A 16,495-nucleotide genomic window follows, 5' to 3' on the forward strand; every position below is an offset into this window, starting at 1 on the left:
CGGTTTCCGTCACCGCGGGCCGGCGATCAGGCGCCGACGATGCCGAGGCCGCCGCCGGTGCTGCGGGCCGGGGCGGTCGGACCGGCCCGCCCGTGCCCTACGGTGATCTGCATGAGTGGTGGGGGACGTCCGGACGGCCGGTGCCATCGGTACGTCGGGCCCGAGGACGTGAGGGCCGCGGTACGGCCGGGGGACTCCGGCACCGTGATCCGCACGGCGGAGGAGTTCGCACACTGGGCGGCCACCCGGACCCGCGAGGAACTGGCCGAACCCTTCACGTACGTCATCGGCGCGGACGGCGTGCTGCGGCCGGCCCCGCGCCGGTCGGAGCACGCCGCCTGTGCGGGTGGCGAGCCGGTGCTGAGCGCGGGAGAGATCGGCTTCCGGGAGGACGCGGGCCGCTGGTCGGTTCGGGAGGTGAGCAACCAGTCCACGGGGTACTGCCCGGACACCGGATCGTGGACGGCGGTGGCGCGGGCGCTGGACCGGGCCGGGCTCGGCCACCCCGGTGCCTTCACCCACGAGGTGATCTTCCGCCGCTGCCGCACCTGTGGGCAGCACAACATCGTGCGGGAAGACCACTTCGTCTGCGTCTTCTGCGACGCTGACCTTCCCAGGCGATGGAACTTCGACTCCTGACCCGGCGTGCGGCACGGGAGCGCGCCGACCCGCGTTCCCTCGGGGTCACCGCGCGGGCAGCGGGCGCACCGTGAGGGTCTGCTGCGCGTGGCCGACCGGTCCGTGGACGTCGTGCAGGACGCTGCTGGTGAGGCCCTGGCCGGTGGGTCCGAAGGAGACCGTCGTGTCCAGGCCGACCCAGCGGCCCGTCGGCTGGCGGTGCAGATGGACCGTCAGGTCGACGTTGGGGAACATCCACTCGGTCGGTGGCCGGCGTACCGCGATGCCGTTGGCCGTGTCGACGAGGGCGACATAGGAGGCGACCGGGCCGACCCGTTCTCCGGCCACGAGGTCACGGTCCGTCGAGATCCAGACCGTGCCGCGGCCCGGCTCGGCGGGGGTGACCGGACGGACGTCGACGGAGGCGCAGTGGCCGCCGGGCCACATCGAGCCAAGGGAGTGACCGGCGAGCCCGTCCGGCGGGGTGAGGCGCGCCTCGGCTCCGCCGGCCACGGCGCTGGTGTCCACCTCGGTGAGCAGCCAGGCGCGGGCCCGTACCACCGGGCGGTCCGCGATGCGCACGACCGCTTCGAGCAGTTCGATGGTGCGGCCGGGCCGGATCGACTCCACCTCTATGGCGCACTCGTCCAGGGCGAGGCGCCCCAGGATGTCGAAGCTGATCCTGGACAGGAGCATGCTGTTCGGCGGGCGCTCGGCGCGGTACTGGTCGATCGCGTGGACCACGAGTCCGGCAAGCGGGCTGAAGTGCTGCTCGTCGGGGTCCCATGCGCCGCTCGCGTGCGGGGTGGGCTTGTAGCGATGACGGTCGATGCGCTCGAAGTAGCTGGCGGCCAACGGGTGCCTCTCCTCAAGGTGTCCATGAACGGGGGGCTTTGAGCCGGTCGTTGTACCGTACATCCTTGAGTGCGACCGGTTCACGGTCCGGTCTTGACGGTCTTCACGTTGAGCCGCCTTCGGGGACTCGCCCTCCGTCGGGCTGGGCTCGGCTTGGTCCACCTCGGTGTCGCCTTCGGCGCCCTCGTCGCCCACGGGGGAATCGACTGGGGGTGGGCGGGCCTGTCCGGTGCGCTGATCCACGCCGGGTCGGGGCGCATCAGGCCCGGCAGGACCCAGCTCATCGGACCGAGCGGTACCTCCGGCCCCGGATGACCGCCGGGATCATGGTCAACCCGGTGCTGTACTGCCCGCGCGGCCTGCCGCTCGGCGTGCACCTGTGGCGCCGCGACGCCCCGCGGTGGATCGTGGCCGGCACGGTCTTCGCGTGCCGAAGCGACCCGGCCCGGGTGCCGCGCGGGTGGCGGCACCCGGACCGGTCGGACCGCTCGGGCCGGTCGGGCCGGTCAGGCGGCGAAGCGCTGGGCCAACTGCTTGGCCTTCGCGGCGGCCTCCTCGAGGGCGCGGTCACGGGAGGCCTCGTACAGCGGGATCAGCTCGCTCATCGCCGGGTTCTGCGGGGCCATGGTCAGCTCCGGGACGATGAAGTCGACGTCCAGACCGAGTCCGTCGCCGAGGATGGCCGCGAGGTAGTTCTGCACGTACTCGTATCCCTCGCGCGGGGTGCCCGGCCCGTACGCGCCGCCCCGGCTGGCGACGACGGTCACCGGGGTGCCCTTCGCGGACTGCGTCTCGCCCGCGGTGCGGCCGAAGAGGACCACGTTGTCCAGCCAGGCCTTGAGGGTCGACGGGATCGAGAAGTTGTACATCGGGGCGCCGATCAGCACGGCGTCGGCCTGCTCCAGCTCCTCGATCAGCCGGACGCGCTCGGCGAAGGCCGCGGCCTGCTCCGGCGTGTGGGACGCGGGGTCGGCGAAGCCGGCGGTGTGCGCGGCGGCGGTGATGTGCGGGACGGGCTGCGCCGCCAGGTCGCGGTAGACGACCGTGCCGTCGGGGTGCTGCTCCCGCCAGTGCGTGGTGAAGGCCTCAGCCACGGCGCGCGAGGCCGAGGCCTGGGTCGGGAACACGGACGAGTCGATGTGCAGCAGGGTGGCCATGGTGACTCCGGGAAGGACAAAAGGGACACGGATAAGAGTCGGCCCGACGGCAAGAGCCGCGGGCTGAACTTTCGTACTCGACTATCAGTAACACAGGTACTTACTTTTTTTCATCCCCCTACGGTGAGGTAGTACCCTGATCGCATGGCGGCGGACGCGATTCACGACACGGCGGCGTGCAAGCGGGTGGACGAGGGCATCACCCGTGTCTTCCAGCTGCTCGGAAAGCGCTGGAGCGGCCCCATCGTGGCCGTCCTGGTGGAACAGCCCGCGCACTTCGCGGACCTGCGCCGGGCCATCCCCGGCATCAGCGAGCGCATGCTGTCCGACCGGCTCGCGGAACTCGGCGCGGCCGGACTCGTGCTCCGTGAGGTCGACGAGGGCCCACCGCTGCGGGTGTCCTACCGGCTGACCGGGGCGGGCGCCGCCCTGGAGCCGGCGCTCCGTGAGCTGGGCGAGTGGGCGAAGGCGCACCTGCCGGAGGAGCAGCCGTGCCCCGGCATGGTGCGCGAACGGCCGGCCGGGTCGCCGGCATAGGACCGCGCGGATCGTGCGGCCGGCCGAGTGGCACCGCATCCAGTCCGAGGATGCCGGAAGAGCCTCTGCGGCAGGGGGTGCCTCGACGGCTCACCCGCCGCTTCAGCAGCGTCCGCGACGGCCCGGCGGCGGTCCGCGAGGATCGAGGTCCCGGCCCGACGCATCACACCGGAGAGGACGCCCATGGCGCTCACGCTCGAAGACCGCTTTGCCATCACCGAGTTGATCTCCCTGCACGGCCACTTCGTGGACGACGGACAACTCGACCGGCTCGAAGAGCTGTTCACCCCGGAGGTCGTCTACGACCTGACCGACTTCGGGCAGGACCCGCTCGTCGGGGTGGCCGCCATGCGGGCCGCGGCACTTGCGCTGGGCGCCGGGAATCCCGTCGCCCACCACGTCACCAACGTGGTCGTGCTGGAATCGGCGGACGGCCGGGTGCGGGCCCGCTCCAAGGCGCTCGGTGTCAGGGCGGACGGCTCCTGCGGCTCGGCCACCTACGACGACACCCTCGTCCGCACCCCCGACGGCTGGCGCATCAGCCACCGCAGGCTCTGCGCGCGACGCGTCCCGCTGAACGGCGTGACCGGGCCCGGGTGAGGGAGCGGGGGTGCCCCCCGACGCACCGGATTGCCGGATGGAGCGCGCCGGGACGCTTCTGTGACGGTGGACTCCCGTGGACACCCGTCGGGAGGAGACACTCGTGCGCACGCTCACGTCCACCGCCCCGATCCTCGCCGCCGGAGCCGTACCGGCCGCGGCCGCCGCGCGCACGGCACCGTCCGGCACCGACGGGGTGTGCCGCATGGACGGCCACGGCACCGTCCTCGTCCTCCGCGGAGTGCTGCAGGAGTACCAGACGACGTCCGTCAGCTGCCTCAAGGGCGACGCCTCGCGGCAGACCGGTCCCGGGACCTGCACGACGACGGACGGCTCGGTGCTGACCGTACGGACCGCACACGACCGCGATCACGCGCTGCTCGCCGCGGACAGCTCGGTGCGACACCGCCGACTGCTCCGCCTGAGTGCCCTGCCCGCTGACTGCGCCCTCCCGGCCGACGCCCATGTCGCGGTGATCGACGGCGACCGTGTCTTCGGCCAGGGCCGCCCCGGAACGGAGAAGCCGAGCCCGGAACTCGACGCCAGGGTCAAGACGTTCGTCGTGGCCCGCGACCTCGAGGACGCCTCCCACCGGCAGGACTTCGTCGCGGGCCGGATCACCTACGCCGACCTGCCGGGGTGACCTCGGCTACCTGCGCGTCTCCGGGTTCGCCGGATACGCCGGCGAGGACGCGCCGTAACGCCGCCGAACAGGCTGAACTCGACCGGGCGTTGAACACCGTGTCACCGCGGGCCGCACCGAGCGGCTCAAGGGGCTCGTCATCGATCCGCGGATCAACGGCGGTGGTGCCGGCTCCCTCGGCATCCGGATCACCAGCGGCTGACCGACACGACGTACACCGCGTACGCGAAGCGGGCCCGCGACGACCCGGCCGACCCCACCCGGCACCCGCCCCGAACCTGTGCCCGTCGTCCCGGCCGACGCGTCCCGCCACACCGGCCCGGTCGCCGTCCTCGCCGGCGGCTCGACGTTCGGCGCGGGCGAGACCTTCACCCAGGCGCTGATGGACCGGCCCGGGCGGACCGTGCGGATCGGGCGGCCCACTCATGGTGTCTTCTCGGACGTGATGATCCGCAACCTGCCCGACGGCCTGATGTTCGGGCTGCCGAACGAGGAGTTCCTGACCCGTGCCCGCCGCACCTTCGACGGGACGGGCATCCCGCGGCAGCGAACCGAACCGGTCTTTACCGAGGAGGCGTTCGCCGAGAACCGCGACTCGGCCTTCGACCGCGCGGTGAACCTGCTCGGCGGGCGCGGCTGAGCCGCCTTCAGTCCACGGGCCAGGTGTGGACCGGCGCGTTGAGGTGCATGTAGTCGATGTACAGCTGGGTCATCCGGCGCAGCGCCTCGTGGCGGCCGATACGTGTCGTGGCGTCGAGGTGGTGGAACATCTCCTTCTGCCACACGGCGCCGTTGCGCGCCGTCACACACCGCTGCTCGATGATGCCGAGCAGCGGCTCCCGCCAGGCCGCGTCCATGCCCGAGTGCTCCAGCCCCCGGTGCGCCAGCGGCAGCAGCCGCCGCAGGACCAGTTCCGGCACCGGCACCTCGCCCATGCCCGGCCAGTACAGCAGGGCGTCGATACCGTGGCGGGCGGCGGTGTGCAGATTGTCCTCGGCGGCCGCGAACGACATCCGCGACCAGACCGGCCGGTCCTCCTCCACCAGAGCCCGGGTCAGCCCGTAGTAGAAGGCGCCGTTTGCGAGGGTGTCGGCGACGGTCGGGCCGGCGGGCAGCACGCGGTTCTCGACCCGGATGTGCGGCACGTCGTGGGAGACGGCGTACACCGGGCGGTTCCAGCGGTAGATCGTGCCGTTGTGCAGTGTCAGTTCGCCCAGTTCGGGGACGTCGCCGCAGTCCAGGGTCTCCGCGGGGCTCTGCTCGTCGCACAGGGGCAGAAGGGCCGGGAAGTAGCGCAGGTTCTCCTCGAAGAGGTCGAAGACGCTGTTGATCCACCGTTCACCGAACCACACCCGGGGCCGCACGCCCTGCACCTTGATCTCCTCCGGGCGGGTGTCCGTGGCCTGTTCGAACAGCGGTATGCGCGTCTCGTGCCACAGTTCCTTGCCGAACAGGAACGGCGCGTTCGCCGCCAGCGCCACCTGCACCCCGGAGACGGCCTGCGCCGCGTTCCAGTAGCCTGCGAACTCCTCGGGGGACACCTGGAGATGGAACTGGGTGCTGGTGCAGGCGGCCTCCGGGGTGATGGTGTCCGCGTAGGTGCGCAGCCGGTCCACGCCGTCCACCTCGATGCGCAGGTCCTCGCCGCGGGCCGCGAAGATCTGGTCGTTGAGCAGCTGGTAGCGCGGGTTCTCCGAGAGGGCCTCCTCGCCGATGTCCTCCTGGCGCAGGGTGGGCAGGATCCCGATCATGATCAGCCGGGTGCCGATCGAGCCGGCCCGCTCGTCGGCGTGGTTCAGCGCGGCACGGATCTCCGACTCCCAGGCGTCCGGACCGCCCGCCGTCAGCCGCCGGGGCGGGACGTTGATCTCCAGGTTGAAGCGGCCCAGCTCGGTCGACCAGGCGGGGTCGGAGATCGCCTTCAGCGCATCGCTGTTGCGCATCGCCGGCTCGGCGTCGTCACCGACCAGGTTCAGCTCGATCTCCAGACCGACCTGCGGGCGCTCGGACTCGAACCGTGACTCGCGGAGCATCTGTGCCAGGGCGTCCAGGCACTCGTGCATCTTGATCCGGTACCGGCGGCGGTCCTCGCGGGTGAAGACGAGCGCCGGGACGTCGCGTCCCATCGGCCCTCCAGGAAGCCCCTCGTCGCAGATCCTCTCCACCCAGCGTCGCACCATCGCGCGAGCCTCACCAAGCGTGGCCCGCGCCTGCGAGGCGACGCCGCCCCTGTTCAGGAGCGCGGGCACGCCGGACCGGCCTCCGGTGCGGTGTGCCGGCCGGTGCCGGGGATGGGGTGTGCCGTGCGGTGCGGTGTGTCCGGCCGGTGCGCAGCGGCCGTCGTCCCGCCGCGGTGAGCCGCACGTCGTTGAGGGCCAGGTAGCCCACCCACGTGGCGGTGATCGGAAGGCCGGCCACCGTCCGAATGATCTTGTTGGTGAGGAGAGGCGCGTCAGTCAGGGAAAGCCACTATTCCAGCCACGTCCCGTCGCGCATGATGACTCTGCCGCGTATTTCCGGTTCGCCGCGCCAGGCGCGGACACTCTTCGGCACCACGCGCATGTACAGAAAGGAACCTTCCTCCCCACGCGGGTCCCACCCGAACTTGGCGGTGAACGCCTCGGCCGCGTATCCGGGCACGTCCTGGTCCAGGAAGCATTCCGCCTCACCCTGGAGAAGCACCACGTCGAAGGTGTCCGGCAGGGCCAGGCGCACGCGCGGTTCCTCGCGGACGTTCCGCGCAGTCGCCGAAGTCGCACTGGTGCACATCCACACTGCTCGCCCATCCCACATGAACCACAGCGGCACCTGGTGCGGCCCATGATCGGGATGCGATGTCGACACCCATACATCCCGCTCGGTGACGAGCCGTTCCAGAGTGTCGCGCCTACGCTCCGCCGCCTGGCGGCGAACAATTCCCGTGGTCTGCATGAGTGCCGACCATAGCCAGCAGGCACAAAGCGTGCATGAGGCGAGGGACCTACGCCCGCCGACCGATGAACCCCTCAAGCTCTGACTCGGGACGGCCAGTACAGGCCGGCTGACAGCCAGGTGTGGCTACCCGCTGATCATCGTGTGTTGTGCGGACAGACGAAGGGACGGTGGCCGCGGGTCACTGCGTAGACCCTGCCCGCCGGCCCCCGGCCGGCCAGGACACTGTTCTCTCCACGACCCAGCGATGGCGGCCGAACCGGTTCGACGATTCGGTGCCTTTGCCAGTGATCGAGCAATGCTCAAGACCTGTGGATCGGTTCCGGGAGGCGCGCGGAGGGCGTACCTTCCCGAATGATCCTGTGATGGTCACCGAGTAGGCCCGTGTTGCAGCGCGGGTCGGGAAGGCACGCCCCGTGCTCAGCGTGGTCACCGGCGACGGCTCCGCCCGGTCCGGCTCCCTGATCGGCGAGATCGTCCGCGAGGGCGCCCGCCGCATGCTCGCCGCGGCCCCGGAAGCGGAAGTCAACCAGTACATAGCCGAGTTGGCAGCCGAGACGGACGAACGTGGCCGCCGCCTGGTGGTCCGCAACGGCCACCACCTGCCGCGGACCGTGACAACGGCCGCCGGTCCGGTCAAGGTGCGGGCCCCTCGCGTGAACGACAAGCGGGTCGACGAGACGACCGGCGAGCGCAAGCGGTTCTCCTCGAAGATCCTGGCGCCTTCGTGCCGCGAGTCGCCCAGGGCCAGCGAGGTGCTGCCGCTGCTCTACCTGCACGGCCTGTCGTGCGGGGACTTCGTGCCCGCGCTGGAGCAGTTCCCCGGCTAGACGGCCGGGCTGTCGTCGGCGACGGTGACGCGGCTGACACAGCAGTGGGGCGAGGATCACGCCGCCTTCCAGGCCCGCGACCTGTCCGACCGGGACTCGTCTACGCGTGGGCCGACGGGATGCACCCCAAGGTGAGGCTCGGGCAGGCGCACTCGTGCATCCTGGTCCTGCTCGGTGTGCGCGCCGACGGCACGAAGGAGCTGATCTCCCTGGCGGAGGGACTGCGGGAGTCGACCGAGTCGTGGGCGGACCTGTCGCGCGACTGCCGACGGCGCGGCATGCGCGACCCCGAGTTGGTGGTCGGCGACGGCGCGATGGGCTTGTGGATCGCGCTCGGCCAGGTGTTCCCAGCCGGGCGGCACCAGCGGTGCTGGGGCCACAATACTCGTAACGACACGAACGCCCCGCCGAAGTCCGCCCAGCCGGGCGCAAGGAAGGCGATGCAGGAGATCTACAACGCCGAGGACCGCGCTCACGCCGAGAAGGCGATCGATGCGTTCGCGCGCACCTACGGCGCCAAGTGGCCCAAGGCGGTCGGGAAGATCACCGAAGATGCCGAGGAGCTGCTGGCGTTCTACGACTTCCCGGCCGAGCATGGGATGCACCTGCGGACCACCAATCCCATGGAGTCGACGTTCTCCACCGTCAAACTGCGGACCAAGGTCACCCGGGGCGCCGGCAGCCCGGCCGCGGCCCTCGCGATGGTGTTCAAGCTCGTCGAGTCAGCCCAGGCTCGCTGGCGCGCGATCACCGGCGCCCACCTGGTCGCCCTGGTCCGGGCTGGGGCCCGGTTCGAGAACGGCGTCCTGGTCGAGCGCGAGGAGCCGGCGGCCTGATGACCACCCCCGCACCGCTCACCGAGGAGGAGCTGGACGAACTCGACGAGCTCGCGGCCGCCGCGACGCCGGGCCCGTGGTTCGTCCGCGCTCTCGACGACGCCGATGCGATGAACCTCGTTGCCGTGAGCACCGTGCCCGACAGTGGCCTCGGCGAGCGGTGGCCGGGCTTCGATCACGGCGAGATCGTGGCCGCAACCCTTGTCCAGCAGCCCCGATATGTCGACGCCGCCGACGAGCGCTGGGACGAGAACGCGCACTTCATCGCCGCGGCACGCGAGAGCGTCCCCCGCCTCGTCGCCGAAATCAGGCGTCTGCGCCGACAACTGGAAGCCACCCCGAAGCACGATCAAGAAGCGAACTGATCCACAACTCTTGACAATTGCTCGCTCGCCCGCACCACAGCCTCGACATAGGTCTTGAGGCTGACCATCTGGGTGGGATTCTGGCAAGTCGGCAGCGTGGCGGGGATCTGGTCCAGCCAGAAGGAGACTTCGTCTCCGTCGTCCAGACCGGTCCTGTGCTCGAGCAGGCGCTGTGCCAGTGGAGCGAGCAGTGCGTGGCGGCGGGCTGCTTCTTCCTCTTCGCGCCGCTGAGCAGCGGCGCGGGCAGTTGCCTACCGCTCTGCCTGCAGAACAGCTTCCGTGGTGCGGCGTACGGGCCGGTTTTCTCCCGAGGGGTCGGTGAGTACGGCGGCCTTCAGGCGCTGCGCCTTGTTGTACGCCGCACTGGGGGTGTTCACGGCGAGCGTCGGGCACCAGGTCCGCCCCTTCCATGCCCGCCGCGCGCGCATCGCTGATCGCCTTCGCCTGGTGCAGGCCGGCCTGCTCGCGGAGATAGTCCCACAACCTCACGCGTGCGACCGCGGCCTGGCGCTGTGCCTCTTTGCTCTTCAGAGCTCCTGCATTGGCTTCGAGGTACAGCAGTGCCCCGAACAGCTCCTTCCGCCGGCATTCGGCCAACGTTCTGGTGCTCGGCATCTTCGTGCAGCTGACGCAACTCACCGATGACAGCGGCAGTATCGAGCTCGCCGATTCGAACGGGCGGCTTGAAGCGGCTTCGTGGGAGCAGCCGATTTTTGGGCGGAGCGCCTCGAGTCTGCCCGTCCGGAGTGATTCACATTCTGTGAATCGCGTGATCCGTCGGGTGTCAGTGCTGGTCTCTGCGGTCATGGGAGGTGTGACCGCGGATGCGGCCTCCGTGCTTGTCGGCTCGCCGCCCGGATCAGAGAGGCGAGCCGACAAGCACGGAGTTCATGGGCTCGAGGGCGCTGACAGGTCCTTGGCGGGTGCCCGTCTGGGGTGCGGGGCCCGGCGACCTGCGGCTGCGCCGTGTGGAGGCCGGGACCCGAAGCATTGCCGTAGGCGGGAAGCGGCGGAGTCCGAGGGCTCCGGCCGTGTGCCGGCCGGGATGGTGTGTCAGAGCACGGCGAGGCGGTCCACCAGCAGTTCCACCCGCTGCTCGGTGTCCTCCGGCGGCAGCCGTCCCGCCCGGGTCAGGGTCGCGAGTCCGTGCAGGGACGCCCAGAAAACCTCGGTGAACAACCCCGGGTGGACGCCGTCCCCGGCGACCTCGCCCAGGCTCTCCATCAGCGCGGCGAAGGCGTCCTTCAGCGGCTCCGGGGTGTCCTCCTGCGCGTACGCCAGACCGCCGTCGAGCTGGAACAGGGCGTCGTAGACCGCCGGGTTGCGCTCGGCGAAGTCAAGGTAGGCACGGGCAAGGGCGGCGACCCGCTCGCGCGGGCTGTTGGCGGCGGACGCCGCGGCTCGCACCGCCACGGCCATCTCGGCGGCGCCCTCGAGGGCGACGGCGCCGATGATCTCGCGTTTGCCGCGGAAGTGGCTGTAGAGGACGGGCTGGCTGTACTCGATGCGCTCTGCAAGCCGGCGGGTGGTAACCGCGTCCCAGCCCTGCTGCTCGGCGAGTTCGCGGGCCGTCGCCACGATGAGGCGCTCGCGCTCCGCCCGTTCTCGCTGCTTGCGTTCCTGTACCGACATGACCGGATTCTAGCATTGCTAGACAAGCGAGCGATAGCAGCGCTAGCGTTGCCTCATCATCTAGCAGTGCTAGAACCCAGGAGGGGGCATCATGCTCAACGCGCTCGAGGTCGTCACCACTGTGGTCGTCGGCCTGATGGTGGGGGTGGAGTTCTCCGTCGCCTTCGTCATCAACCCGATCCTCAACGCCCTTCCCGACGACGCCAACCAGATGGGCCACAGCCACGGCGGCCGGATGCTCGGCGCCGTGATGCCGTTCTGGTACATCGGCTCGCTCGTCCTCGCAGCGATCTGGGCCATCGCCGGATGGCACCACGGCACCGGCCTAGTCATCACCGCCGCCGCGCTGCTGGTCGTCAGCGTGATCATGTCGCTCCTGCTGCTCGTCCCGATCAACAACCGGAACAAGACGTGGACACCCGAGAACCGGCCTGAGGACTGGAAGGAGCAGATGAACCGCTGGGATCGCTTCCACTACGTCCGCGTCACCGTCATCATCGCCGCCTTCACCCTGCTGGTCGCCGCCCTCACCTGATGCCAAAGTCGCCCGGACATGCACTGGTTCGCCTCTGTGCATCGACAACCTTCGGCCCCGTCGGGGTGAGCCCGACAGGGCTTCGGTTTGCTCACCCCGCGGGCCGACCCCGCGCCGGTGGCCGCACAACCCCCACCCCCGGGCGGCAGCTGGCAACCGACAGCTAAACGGTCTGCTGCGGCGCCTGGTGCGTGCAGCCGAAGGCCGCAGCGTCGAGCCGAGCACCTGCGTGCTTGACGCTCAAAGCGTCAAGACCTCCGCCAACGTGCCCGCGGCCGACCAGGGCATCGACGCGGGCAAGAAGATTGCAGGCCGCAAGCGTCACATCGGCGTCGAAACTCTCGGCCTGCTGCTGATCGTGTGGGCCACCGCAGCGAGCGTCTCCGACAACACCGGCGGCAACCACATGCTCTCCCGGATCTCCGCCGCGAACCTCGCGTGAACCAAGGCAGGGGCCCACACCGGCTCTCGAACGAAAGCCATCGGCCACGGCGCCCGACTCGGAATCGACGTCGAGGTCGTCCCAGGCGACCCTGGCGTCAAAGGGTTGGAGGTGATCCCCCGACAATGGGTGGTCGAGCAACTTCGGCTGGCCGATGCACCGTTTCGCACGCGACTACGAGACCCACTCCCACCGCTCCGAAGCCATAATCCACGTCGCGATGATCGACCTCAGAAGCCGACGACTCACCAGCGAATCAACCCCGAACTGGCGCGACCTCCAGCCAGAGGGCTTCACCCCTCGCCGGACGCTTCACGCAAGGTGGTGAAACGCCAGTCGAGGAGGTCCACGCACTCATGGATCCCCGGCTTCGGGCCGTCGGCGCACTCGCGCATCACCAGAACGGCTTGCACGTTGCGACCAGTTGCGATCAGGCGGTCTACCTCCCGCTGACCCTCGACCGGGAGCCGGCCCCATAGAGAATCGTTCACTCCCGCATTGAACCGCCTGACTCGGCCAGCGGTTACACCGCCTGGCCGGCAGGTCAGAAGGACCTTTACCACAGTGGGTGGCGGCGCGGTGTCGGCCATGGAGTGGGTGAGCTGGTAGAACCGGTGCCGGGCCCGCTTCGACTCGCCCAGGCAGAGGTGGTGCAGGTGCAGGCAGTACGCGGCGGCGCGGCTTCCGGCGCCGGCGGCGAGCTGCCACCAGACGGCGCGGACTCCCGGTGCCCGGTCAGGTACAGCAGGCAGCCGAAGACGAGCGCGCCTTCGACGTCCCTCTCCCTCTGAACAGGCCTGACCCGCCTCAGGGGCTGGGCGAACACCCCAGCGCGTCCCGGCCATGTTCTACGTCACACCCCGCCGGTCACCCCGCGAATGCCACGAACAGCCCGGCGCACCGCGGACGGAGATGAAACCAGACTCGGGCATTGCACGTCTTCGGGTGTGTAGGCGCGCACTGACCTCGCGTGCCGTTTCGTATTCGAGGGGAACCGAAACTTCATGAAGAGCAAGCTGACCGCCGTGGCCCTTGCAGCGATCGTCGTCGCCGGCACTGCCGCTGCCGCCGTCCCGGCCTCGGCCGCCCCCGCCAAGGCCGCCGCCCTGGCCCGCTGCCACACTGCCGACCTGAAGGCCGGCTTCGCCACGGGGGATGACGCGAAGCCGGAGATGGGGCAGACCAAGAAGCAGACCCAGGCGTACATCTGGTTCACCAACCGGAGTAAGCACACCTGCACCCTGTCCGGCTTCGCCGGTGTCGACATGGTCGGCGCTCAGAAGACCGACGGCACTTGGTCGCTGGCGCGCTCCTCCAAGAAGCCCGAAAAGCTGACCCTGGGGCAGGGGGACACGGTGGACTTCAGCATCACCCTGCTCCCGGTGGCCAAGTCCACGCCGCAGAAGGAGAAGTTCGTCCCGGCGAAGTTCCTGGTCACCCCGCCGAACGAGACGACGCACTTCACCCTGAAGTGGCCGTTCGGCGGCCAGATCCTCAAGCAGGACGGCGCCACCCGCCCGGGTACCTACGTCAACCCGGTCGGTCTGTAACCAACTGGACGGCCGCTGAGCTTCCCTTCAGCATCGCTGGTAGCCACCGACGGACTACCGGAATGAGTTGAAGCCTCCGGGTGGTGCGGTGGCCACTTCTGACACGCGGCACGCGCGGCCTCCCACAGAAGCCCCGGCAGAATTCGTCGGGGGACGCCCCGAGGCATGCAGCGAGAGTTCGTGCCCTTCGAGTGCCCGATCTCTTCATGCTCCGATTGCCGAGAGGACGCCGAAACTGTCGCGCCCATGCTGAAGCCCCAGGTCGCCGACCTGGGGCTTCAAGAAGAGCGGGTGACGAGACTGGAACCCGCGCTCTCAGCTGGGAAGCTACGGCGGCTGTGCCGCTCCGCTGCGGTGGGACGAAGTCGGTCGAGGAGTGGGAGAAAAGCACGGGCAGGAATATATGGGGATGGCCGGCTGGGCGGTACCGGCGGAACGGGGCCCACGAGCAGCTCCGGAAACGTCAGTTCCGGCGCCGGAACCAGCTACAACGGCAACCTGTGTGTCTGGGTGGACTCGCTCACACAGGACGTTTGTGAGGGCCGCCGCATCATCAACGTCCACGCGCTCATCGCGGTCGGCGCCAACGCCGACGGGCACCGCGAGATCCTCGGCCTGGACGTGGCCACCACCGAGGACGGCGCTGGCTGGCCTTCCTACGCTCCCTGATCGCCCGCGGCCCGTCCGGCGTCCAACTCAGAGGGCCAGCTCAAGCCTGTGCTTCGTGCTTCGTTCCGTGGCGGCCGAGCTGGGTGGACGGCCTGGGGCACGACTGTGCCGGAAACTCTCGGTTCCAGAAGGTCGGAGTGGCTCCTCGGACATCTGCATGTTCCGGCCGTGCCCGACCGATCCCCCCGCTTGCTCGGCGTGGACGAGTTCGCCTTCCGCCGCGGTCGTCGCTACGGAACGATCCTCGTCGACGTCGAAACCCATCAGCTCGTCGACGTCCTGCCAGATCGAAGTTCCGAGACGCTGGCCGCTTGGCTCCGTGACCATGCCGGTGCCGAGGTCGTGTGCCGGGACCGGGCGAGCGCCTACACCCGTGCCGTCAAGGACGCCGCCCCTGGCGCCACTGAGGTGGCTGATCGCTGGCACCTGCTGCGCAACCTGTCTCTCGCAGGCGAACGGGTCTGCCACGAACACCGCGCCTGCCTGCGGAAATACGCTGAACAACGGCGGCAGGCTCAACCGCGGCAGCTCACCTTGGAGCTCGCGCCGACCACGCTGATCGTGGACCGGGTCCGACGCCGGCACGAGGTGATCAGCAGCATGGTCGAGACCGGCTACCCGGTCAGTGAGATCGCTCGCCGTCTCGGACTCGACCGCAAGACCGTCCGCCGTTACCGCGACACCGACTTCGACGTTCCGCTCGACTCAGCCCGCGGCCGACGGAACGTGCCCCTCGACCGCTTCAAGTCGCACCTCCAGGCCCAGTTCGCCGCTGGCCACACCAACGCCAAAGAGTTGTACGGCCAGATCTGCGAACGCGGCTCCTCCGGCGGCTGCTCAACGCTCTCCCGCTACGTGCGAACACTGCGCGAGGGCTCCGCCGTCCCTGCCCCCACCGATCCCGAGCCCACGCACCATCAGCGGATGGATCATGCGGCCATGCGAAAGGCTCTCACCTTCAAGCCGCTGAGTTGGAACGCGTCCCGCTGGCCTGCCCGGACATCACCGAAGCGTGCAATCTCGCCCGTGCCTTCACCGACCTGGTCCGAAACCGCCGGGGCCATCCGCTCACCGAGTGGATCCGCCAGGGCGAACGATGCGGTCAGCGGTCGATCCGGTCCTTCGGCAGCTTCCTCCGTCAGGACCTTGACGCCGTCACTGCCGGACTTATCCTGCCCTACAGCTCGGGCGTAGTCGAAGGACATGTCTGCAGAGTCAAGCTCTTCAAGAGAAGCATGTACGGTCGCGCGTTCTTCGCGCTCTTGCGAGCTCGCATCCTGGCACGGCCCTGACCTGACCTCGGCTTTCATGAGATCGCTGCCAGAACCCTGAACGCCTCTGCTCGTCCCCCTCACTTGATTGCGATTCCAACCGCGGATACGTCCCGGTGGAGCGGCGTGGCCGACTTCTGCTCCGCAAAAGACGATCAACGCCCGTACAGTGCACGATAATCTCGGCGAGGTGAATGGTCTCGCACAATTCGTCACCCCCGAGGACCGTCTCCTGCTGGCGGTGCTGCCCGGCCATGCGCGGCTGCGGTACGGCGCCCTCGCCCGCGCGACCGGGATCCGCCGAGGCGACCTGTCTCCCGCCGGTGCCGGGCGGCCGGCGCGGGCGGGGATGCAGCCGGGCGGGGTGTGCCCCGTGTCCGCGGATCGGGCTGCGGTGGTGGTGTTCGACTGGACGGTCAGCAGCCTGGGACGTGTCCACTGCGGCAGCGGTCGGCGCGACAGCAGCATCGAGATTGAGGCGGCGGAGCTCATGGCTGCCGTCCCAGGGGCCGCTACGGCGTCGATCGTCGAACTCCCGGCGGACGGGCCGACATGACGACCATCCGCGAGGCTACGCCCTCGGACGCCGACGACATCTACCGTCTGCTGAGCGGGTTCGTGACGAGCTACCGGCCCGACCGAGAGGTCTTCGACGACGCCACGTTCCCCCGGATCATCGAGGCCGCCTCGGACGGCAGCGCCGAGTTCCTGGTCGCCGAGCAGGACTCGTGTGTGGTCGGGTACCTGCTTGCGCTGCGGGTGCCCACCCTGTTCGCCGGCGGAACGATCCTCGAACTGCTCGAACTCACCGTGGCCGAGCCAAAGCGGGGCCGCGGTGCGGGTTCCGCGCTGATCCGGGCCGCACAGGCAAAGGCCCGGGAGGCGAAAGATGTCGAGGTGACCGTGCCGACCCGCAGAGCGGCCGATTTCTATCGCGGTCTGGGGTTCCACGAGACCGCCGTTCATCTCAAATGGTCCACTACATGATCGGGAATCTGTCGACCAATCGGCCGGGCGAGACGGG

General features: G+C 69.6%; 17 protein-coding genes and 6 pseudogenes. 15 read left to right on the plus strand and 8 right to left on the minus strand.

Annotation, left to right across the window (positions count from 1 at the left end):
* The first annotated feature begins 111 nt into the window (after nt 1–111).
* Nucleotides 112–639 carry a hypothetical protein gene (locus AB0L59_RS10650; RefSeq protein WP_365581524.1) on the plus strand — a complete coding sequence of 176 codons (528 nt, stop codon included), beginning with the start codon at nt 112–114 and terminating at the stop codon, nt 637–639.
* 45 nt (nt 640–684) lie between these two features.
* Here AB0L59_RS10650 and AB0L59_RS10655 read toward each other — a convergent pair whose 3' ends face one another.
* Both AB0L59_RS10655 and AB0L59_RS10660 read right to left on the minus strand, forming a co-directional pair.
* Nucleotides 685–1,473: a thioesterase family protein gene (locus tag AB0L59_RS10655; RefSeq protein WP_365581526.1), complete on the minus strand. Its 789-nt coding sequence runs from the start codon at nt 1,471–1,473 to the stop codon at nt 685–687.
* 506 nt (nt 1,474–1,979) lie between these two features.
* The gene (locus tag AB0L59_RS10660) at nt 1,980–2,630 is read right to left on the minus strand and encodes an NAD(P)H-dependent oxidoreductase (protein WP_365581527.1); all 651 of its coding nucleotides are present in this window, start codon (nt 2,628–2,630) and stop codon (nt 1,980–1,982) included.
* Nucleotides 2,631–2,774: 144 nt separating this feature from the next.
* On the opposite strand from AB0L59_RS10660, the gene AB0L59_RS10665 reads away from it, so the two are divergent.
* The 4 genes from AB0L59_RS10665 to AB0L59_RS10680 all read left to right on the plus strand — a co-directional run bounded on the left by AB0L59_RS10665 (nt 2,775) and on the right by AB0L59_RS10680 (nt 5,050).
* Nucleotides 2,775–3,167, plus strand: a complete 393-nt coding sequence (locus AB0L59_RS10665; RefSeq protein ID WP_365581529.1) for a helix-turn-helix domain-containing protein — start codon at nt 2,775–2,777, stop codon at nt 3,165–3,167.
* A gap of 183 nt (nt 3,168–3,350) precedes the next feature.
* Nucleotides 3,351–3,767 (plus strand): nuclear transport factor 2 family protein, encoded by a 417-nt coding sequence (locus AB0L59_RS10670; protein WP_365581530.1) that lies wholly within the window; start codon nt 3,351–3,353, stop codon nt 3,765–3,767.
* Between the two features lie 103 nt (nt 3,768–3,870).
* The gene (locus AB0L59_RS10675) at nt 3,871–4,410 is read left to right on the plus strand and encodes a hypothetical protein (protein ID WP_365581532.1); all 540 of its coding nucleotides are present in this window, start codon (nt 3,871–3,873) and stop codon (nt 4,408–4,410) included.
* 280 nt (nt 4,411–4,690) lie between these two features.
* Nucleotides 4,691–5,050: a S41 family peptidase gene (locus AB0L59_RS10680; RefSeq protein WP_365581533.1), complete on the plus strand. Its 360-nt coding sequence runs from the start codon at nt 4,691–4,693 to the stop codon at nt 5,048–5,050.
* Between the two features lie 7 nt (nt 5,051–5,057).
* Here AB0L59_RS10680 and AB0L59_RS10685 read toward each other — a convergent pair whose 3' ends face one another.
* The 3 genes and pseudogenes from AB0L59_RS10685 to AB0L59_RS10695 form a co-directional block, all read right to left on the minus strand.
* Nucleotides 5,058–6,536 (minus strand): glutamate--cysteine ligase, encoded by a 1,479-nt coding sequence (locus AB0L59_RS10685; protein WP_365581535.1) that lies wholly within the window; start codon nt 6,534–6,536, stop codon nt 5,058–5,060.
* Between the two features lie 343 nt (nt 6,537–6,879).
* Entirely contained in the window at nt 6,880–7,341 is a 462-nt protein-coding gene (locus AB0L59_RS10690; RefSeq protein ID WP_365581536.1) for a pyridoxamine 5'-phosphate oxidase family protein, read from the minus strand.
* Between the two features lie 199 nt (nt 7,342–7,540).
* A pseudogene (locus AB0L59_RS10695) lies at nt 7,541–7,624 on the minus strand (IS5/IS1182 family transposase); the annotation flags it as partial.
* Between the two features lie 133 nt (nt 7,625–7,757).
* Here AB0L59_RS10695 and AB0L59_RS10700 point away from each other — a divergent pair.
* Together AB0L59_RS10700 and AB0L59_RS10705 are read left to right on the plus strand one after the other, a co-directional pair.
* Nucleotides 7,758–9,007, plus strand: a pseudogene (locus AB0L59_RS10700) (IS256 family transposase).
* Nucleotides 9,007–9,372 (plus strand): hypothetical protein, encoded by a 366-nt coding sequence (locus AB0L59_RS10705; protein ID WP_365581537.1) that lies wholly within the window; start codon nt 9,007–9,009, stop codon nt 9,370–9,372. Before AB0L59_RS10700 ends, AB0L59_RS10705 begins: the two are co-directional and overlap by 1 nt.
* A 251-nt stretch (nt 9,373–9,623) precedes the next feature.
* Here the strand turns inward: AB0L59_RS10705 and AB0L59_RS10710 are convergent, their stop codons facing one another.
* Together AB0L59_RS10710 and AB0L59_RS10715 are read right to left on the minus strand one after the other, a co-directional pair.
* Nucleotides 9,624–9,749, minus strand: a complete 126-nt coding sequence (locus AB0L59_RS10710) for a hypothetical protein (RefSeq protein WP_365581539.1) — start codon at nt 9,747–9,749, stop codon at nt 9,624–9,626.
* A gap of 676 nt (nt 9,750–10,425) precedes the next feature.
* Nucleotides 10,426–11,004 (minus strand): TetR/AcrR family transcriptional regulator, encoded by a 579-nt coding sequence (locus tag AB0L59_RS10715; RefSeq protein ID WP_365581540.1) that lies wholly within the window; start codon nt 11,002–11,004, stop codon nt 10,426–10,428.
* 91 nt (nt 11,005–11,095) lie between these two features.
* Here AB0L59_RS10715 and AB0L59_RS10720 point away from each other — a divergent pair, with 91 nt between their 5' ends.
* A complete protein-coding gene (locus AB0L59_RS10720; protein ID WP_365581542.1) occupies nt 11,096–11,539 on the plus strand; it encodes a DUF1772 domain-containing protein in 444 nt (147 codons plus the stop codon).
* A 160-nt stretch (nt 11,540–11,699) separates the two neighbouring features.
* Nucleotides 11,700–12,309: pseudogene (locus tag AB0L59_RS10725) on the plus strand (transposase); the annotation flags it as partial.
* A gap of 268 nt (nt 12,310–12,577) precedes the next feature.
* Here AB0L59_RS10725 and AB0L59_RS10730 read toward each other — a convergent pair.
* Nucleotides 12,578–12,759: pseudogene (locus AB0L59_RS10730) on the minus strand (hypothetical protein); the annotation flags it as partial.
* Nucleotides 12,760–12,985: 226 nt separating this feature from the next.
* On the opposite strand from AB0L59_RS10730, the gene AB0L59_RS10735 reads away from it, so the two are divergent.
* The 6 genes and pseudogenes from AB0L59_RS10735 to AB0L59_RS10760 all read left to right on the plus strand — a co-directional run bounded on the left by AB0L59_RS10735 (nt 12,986) and on the right by AB0L59_RS10760 (nt 16,458).
* The gene (locus AB0L59_RS10735) at nt 12,986–13,531 is read left to right on the plus strand and encodes a DUF4232 domain-containing protein (protein ID WP_365581544.1); all 546 of its coding nucleotides are present in this window, start codon (nt 12,986–12,988) and stop codon (nt 13,529–13,531) included.
* Between the two features lie 546 nt (nt 13,532–14,077).
* Nucleotides 14,078–14,229 (plus strand): annotated as a pseudogene (locus AB0L59_RS10740) (transposase); the annotation flags it as partial.
* A gap of 169 nt (nt 14,230–14,398) precedes the next feature.
* Nucleotides 14,399–14,695: pseudogene (locus AB0L59_RS10745) on the plus strand (transposase); the annotation flags it as partial.
* A gap of 476 nt (nt 14,696–15,171) precedes the next feature.
* Nucleotides 15,172–15,492 carry a transposase gene (locus tag AB0L59_RS10750; RefSeq protein WP_365581545.1) on the plus strand — a complete coding sequence of 107 codons (321 nt, stop codon included), beginning with the start codon at nt 15,172–15,174 and terminating at the stop codon, nt 15,490–15,492.
* Between the two features lie 169 nt (nt 15,493–15,661).
* On the plus strand, nt 15,662–16,027 hold the full coding sequence (locus AB0L59_RS10755; protein WP_365581546.1) for a YbaK/EbsC family protein: 366 nt from the start codon (nt 15,662–15,664) through the stop codon (nt 16,025–16,027).
* Nucleotides 16,024–16,458, plus strand: coding sequence for a GNAT family N-acetyltransferase (locus AB0L59_RS10760; RefSeq protein WP_365581547.1), 435 nt, complete (start codon nt 16,024–16,026; stop codon nt 16,456–16,458). The genes AB0L59_RS10755 and AB0L59_RS10760 overlap by 4 nt, the downstream gene beginning before the upstream one ends.
* Nucleotides 16,459–16,495 lie beyond the last annotated feature (37 nt).

The sequence above is a fragment of the Streptomyces sp. NPDC052109 genome (assembly GCF_040680195.1).
Taxonomy (GTDB): Bacteria; Actinomycetota; Actinomycetes; order Streptomycetales; family Streptomycetaceae; genus Streptomyces.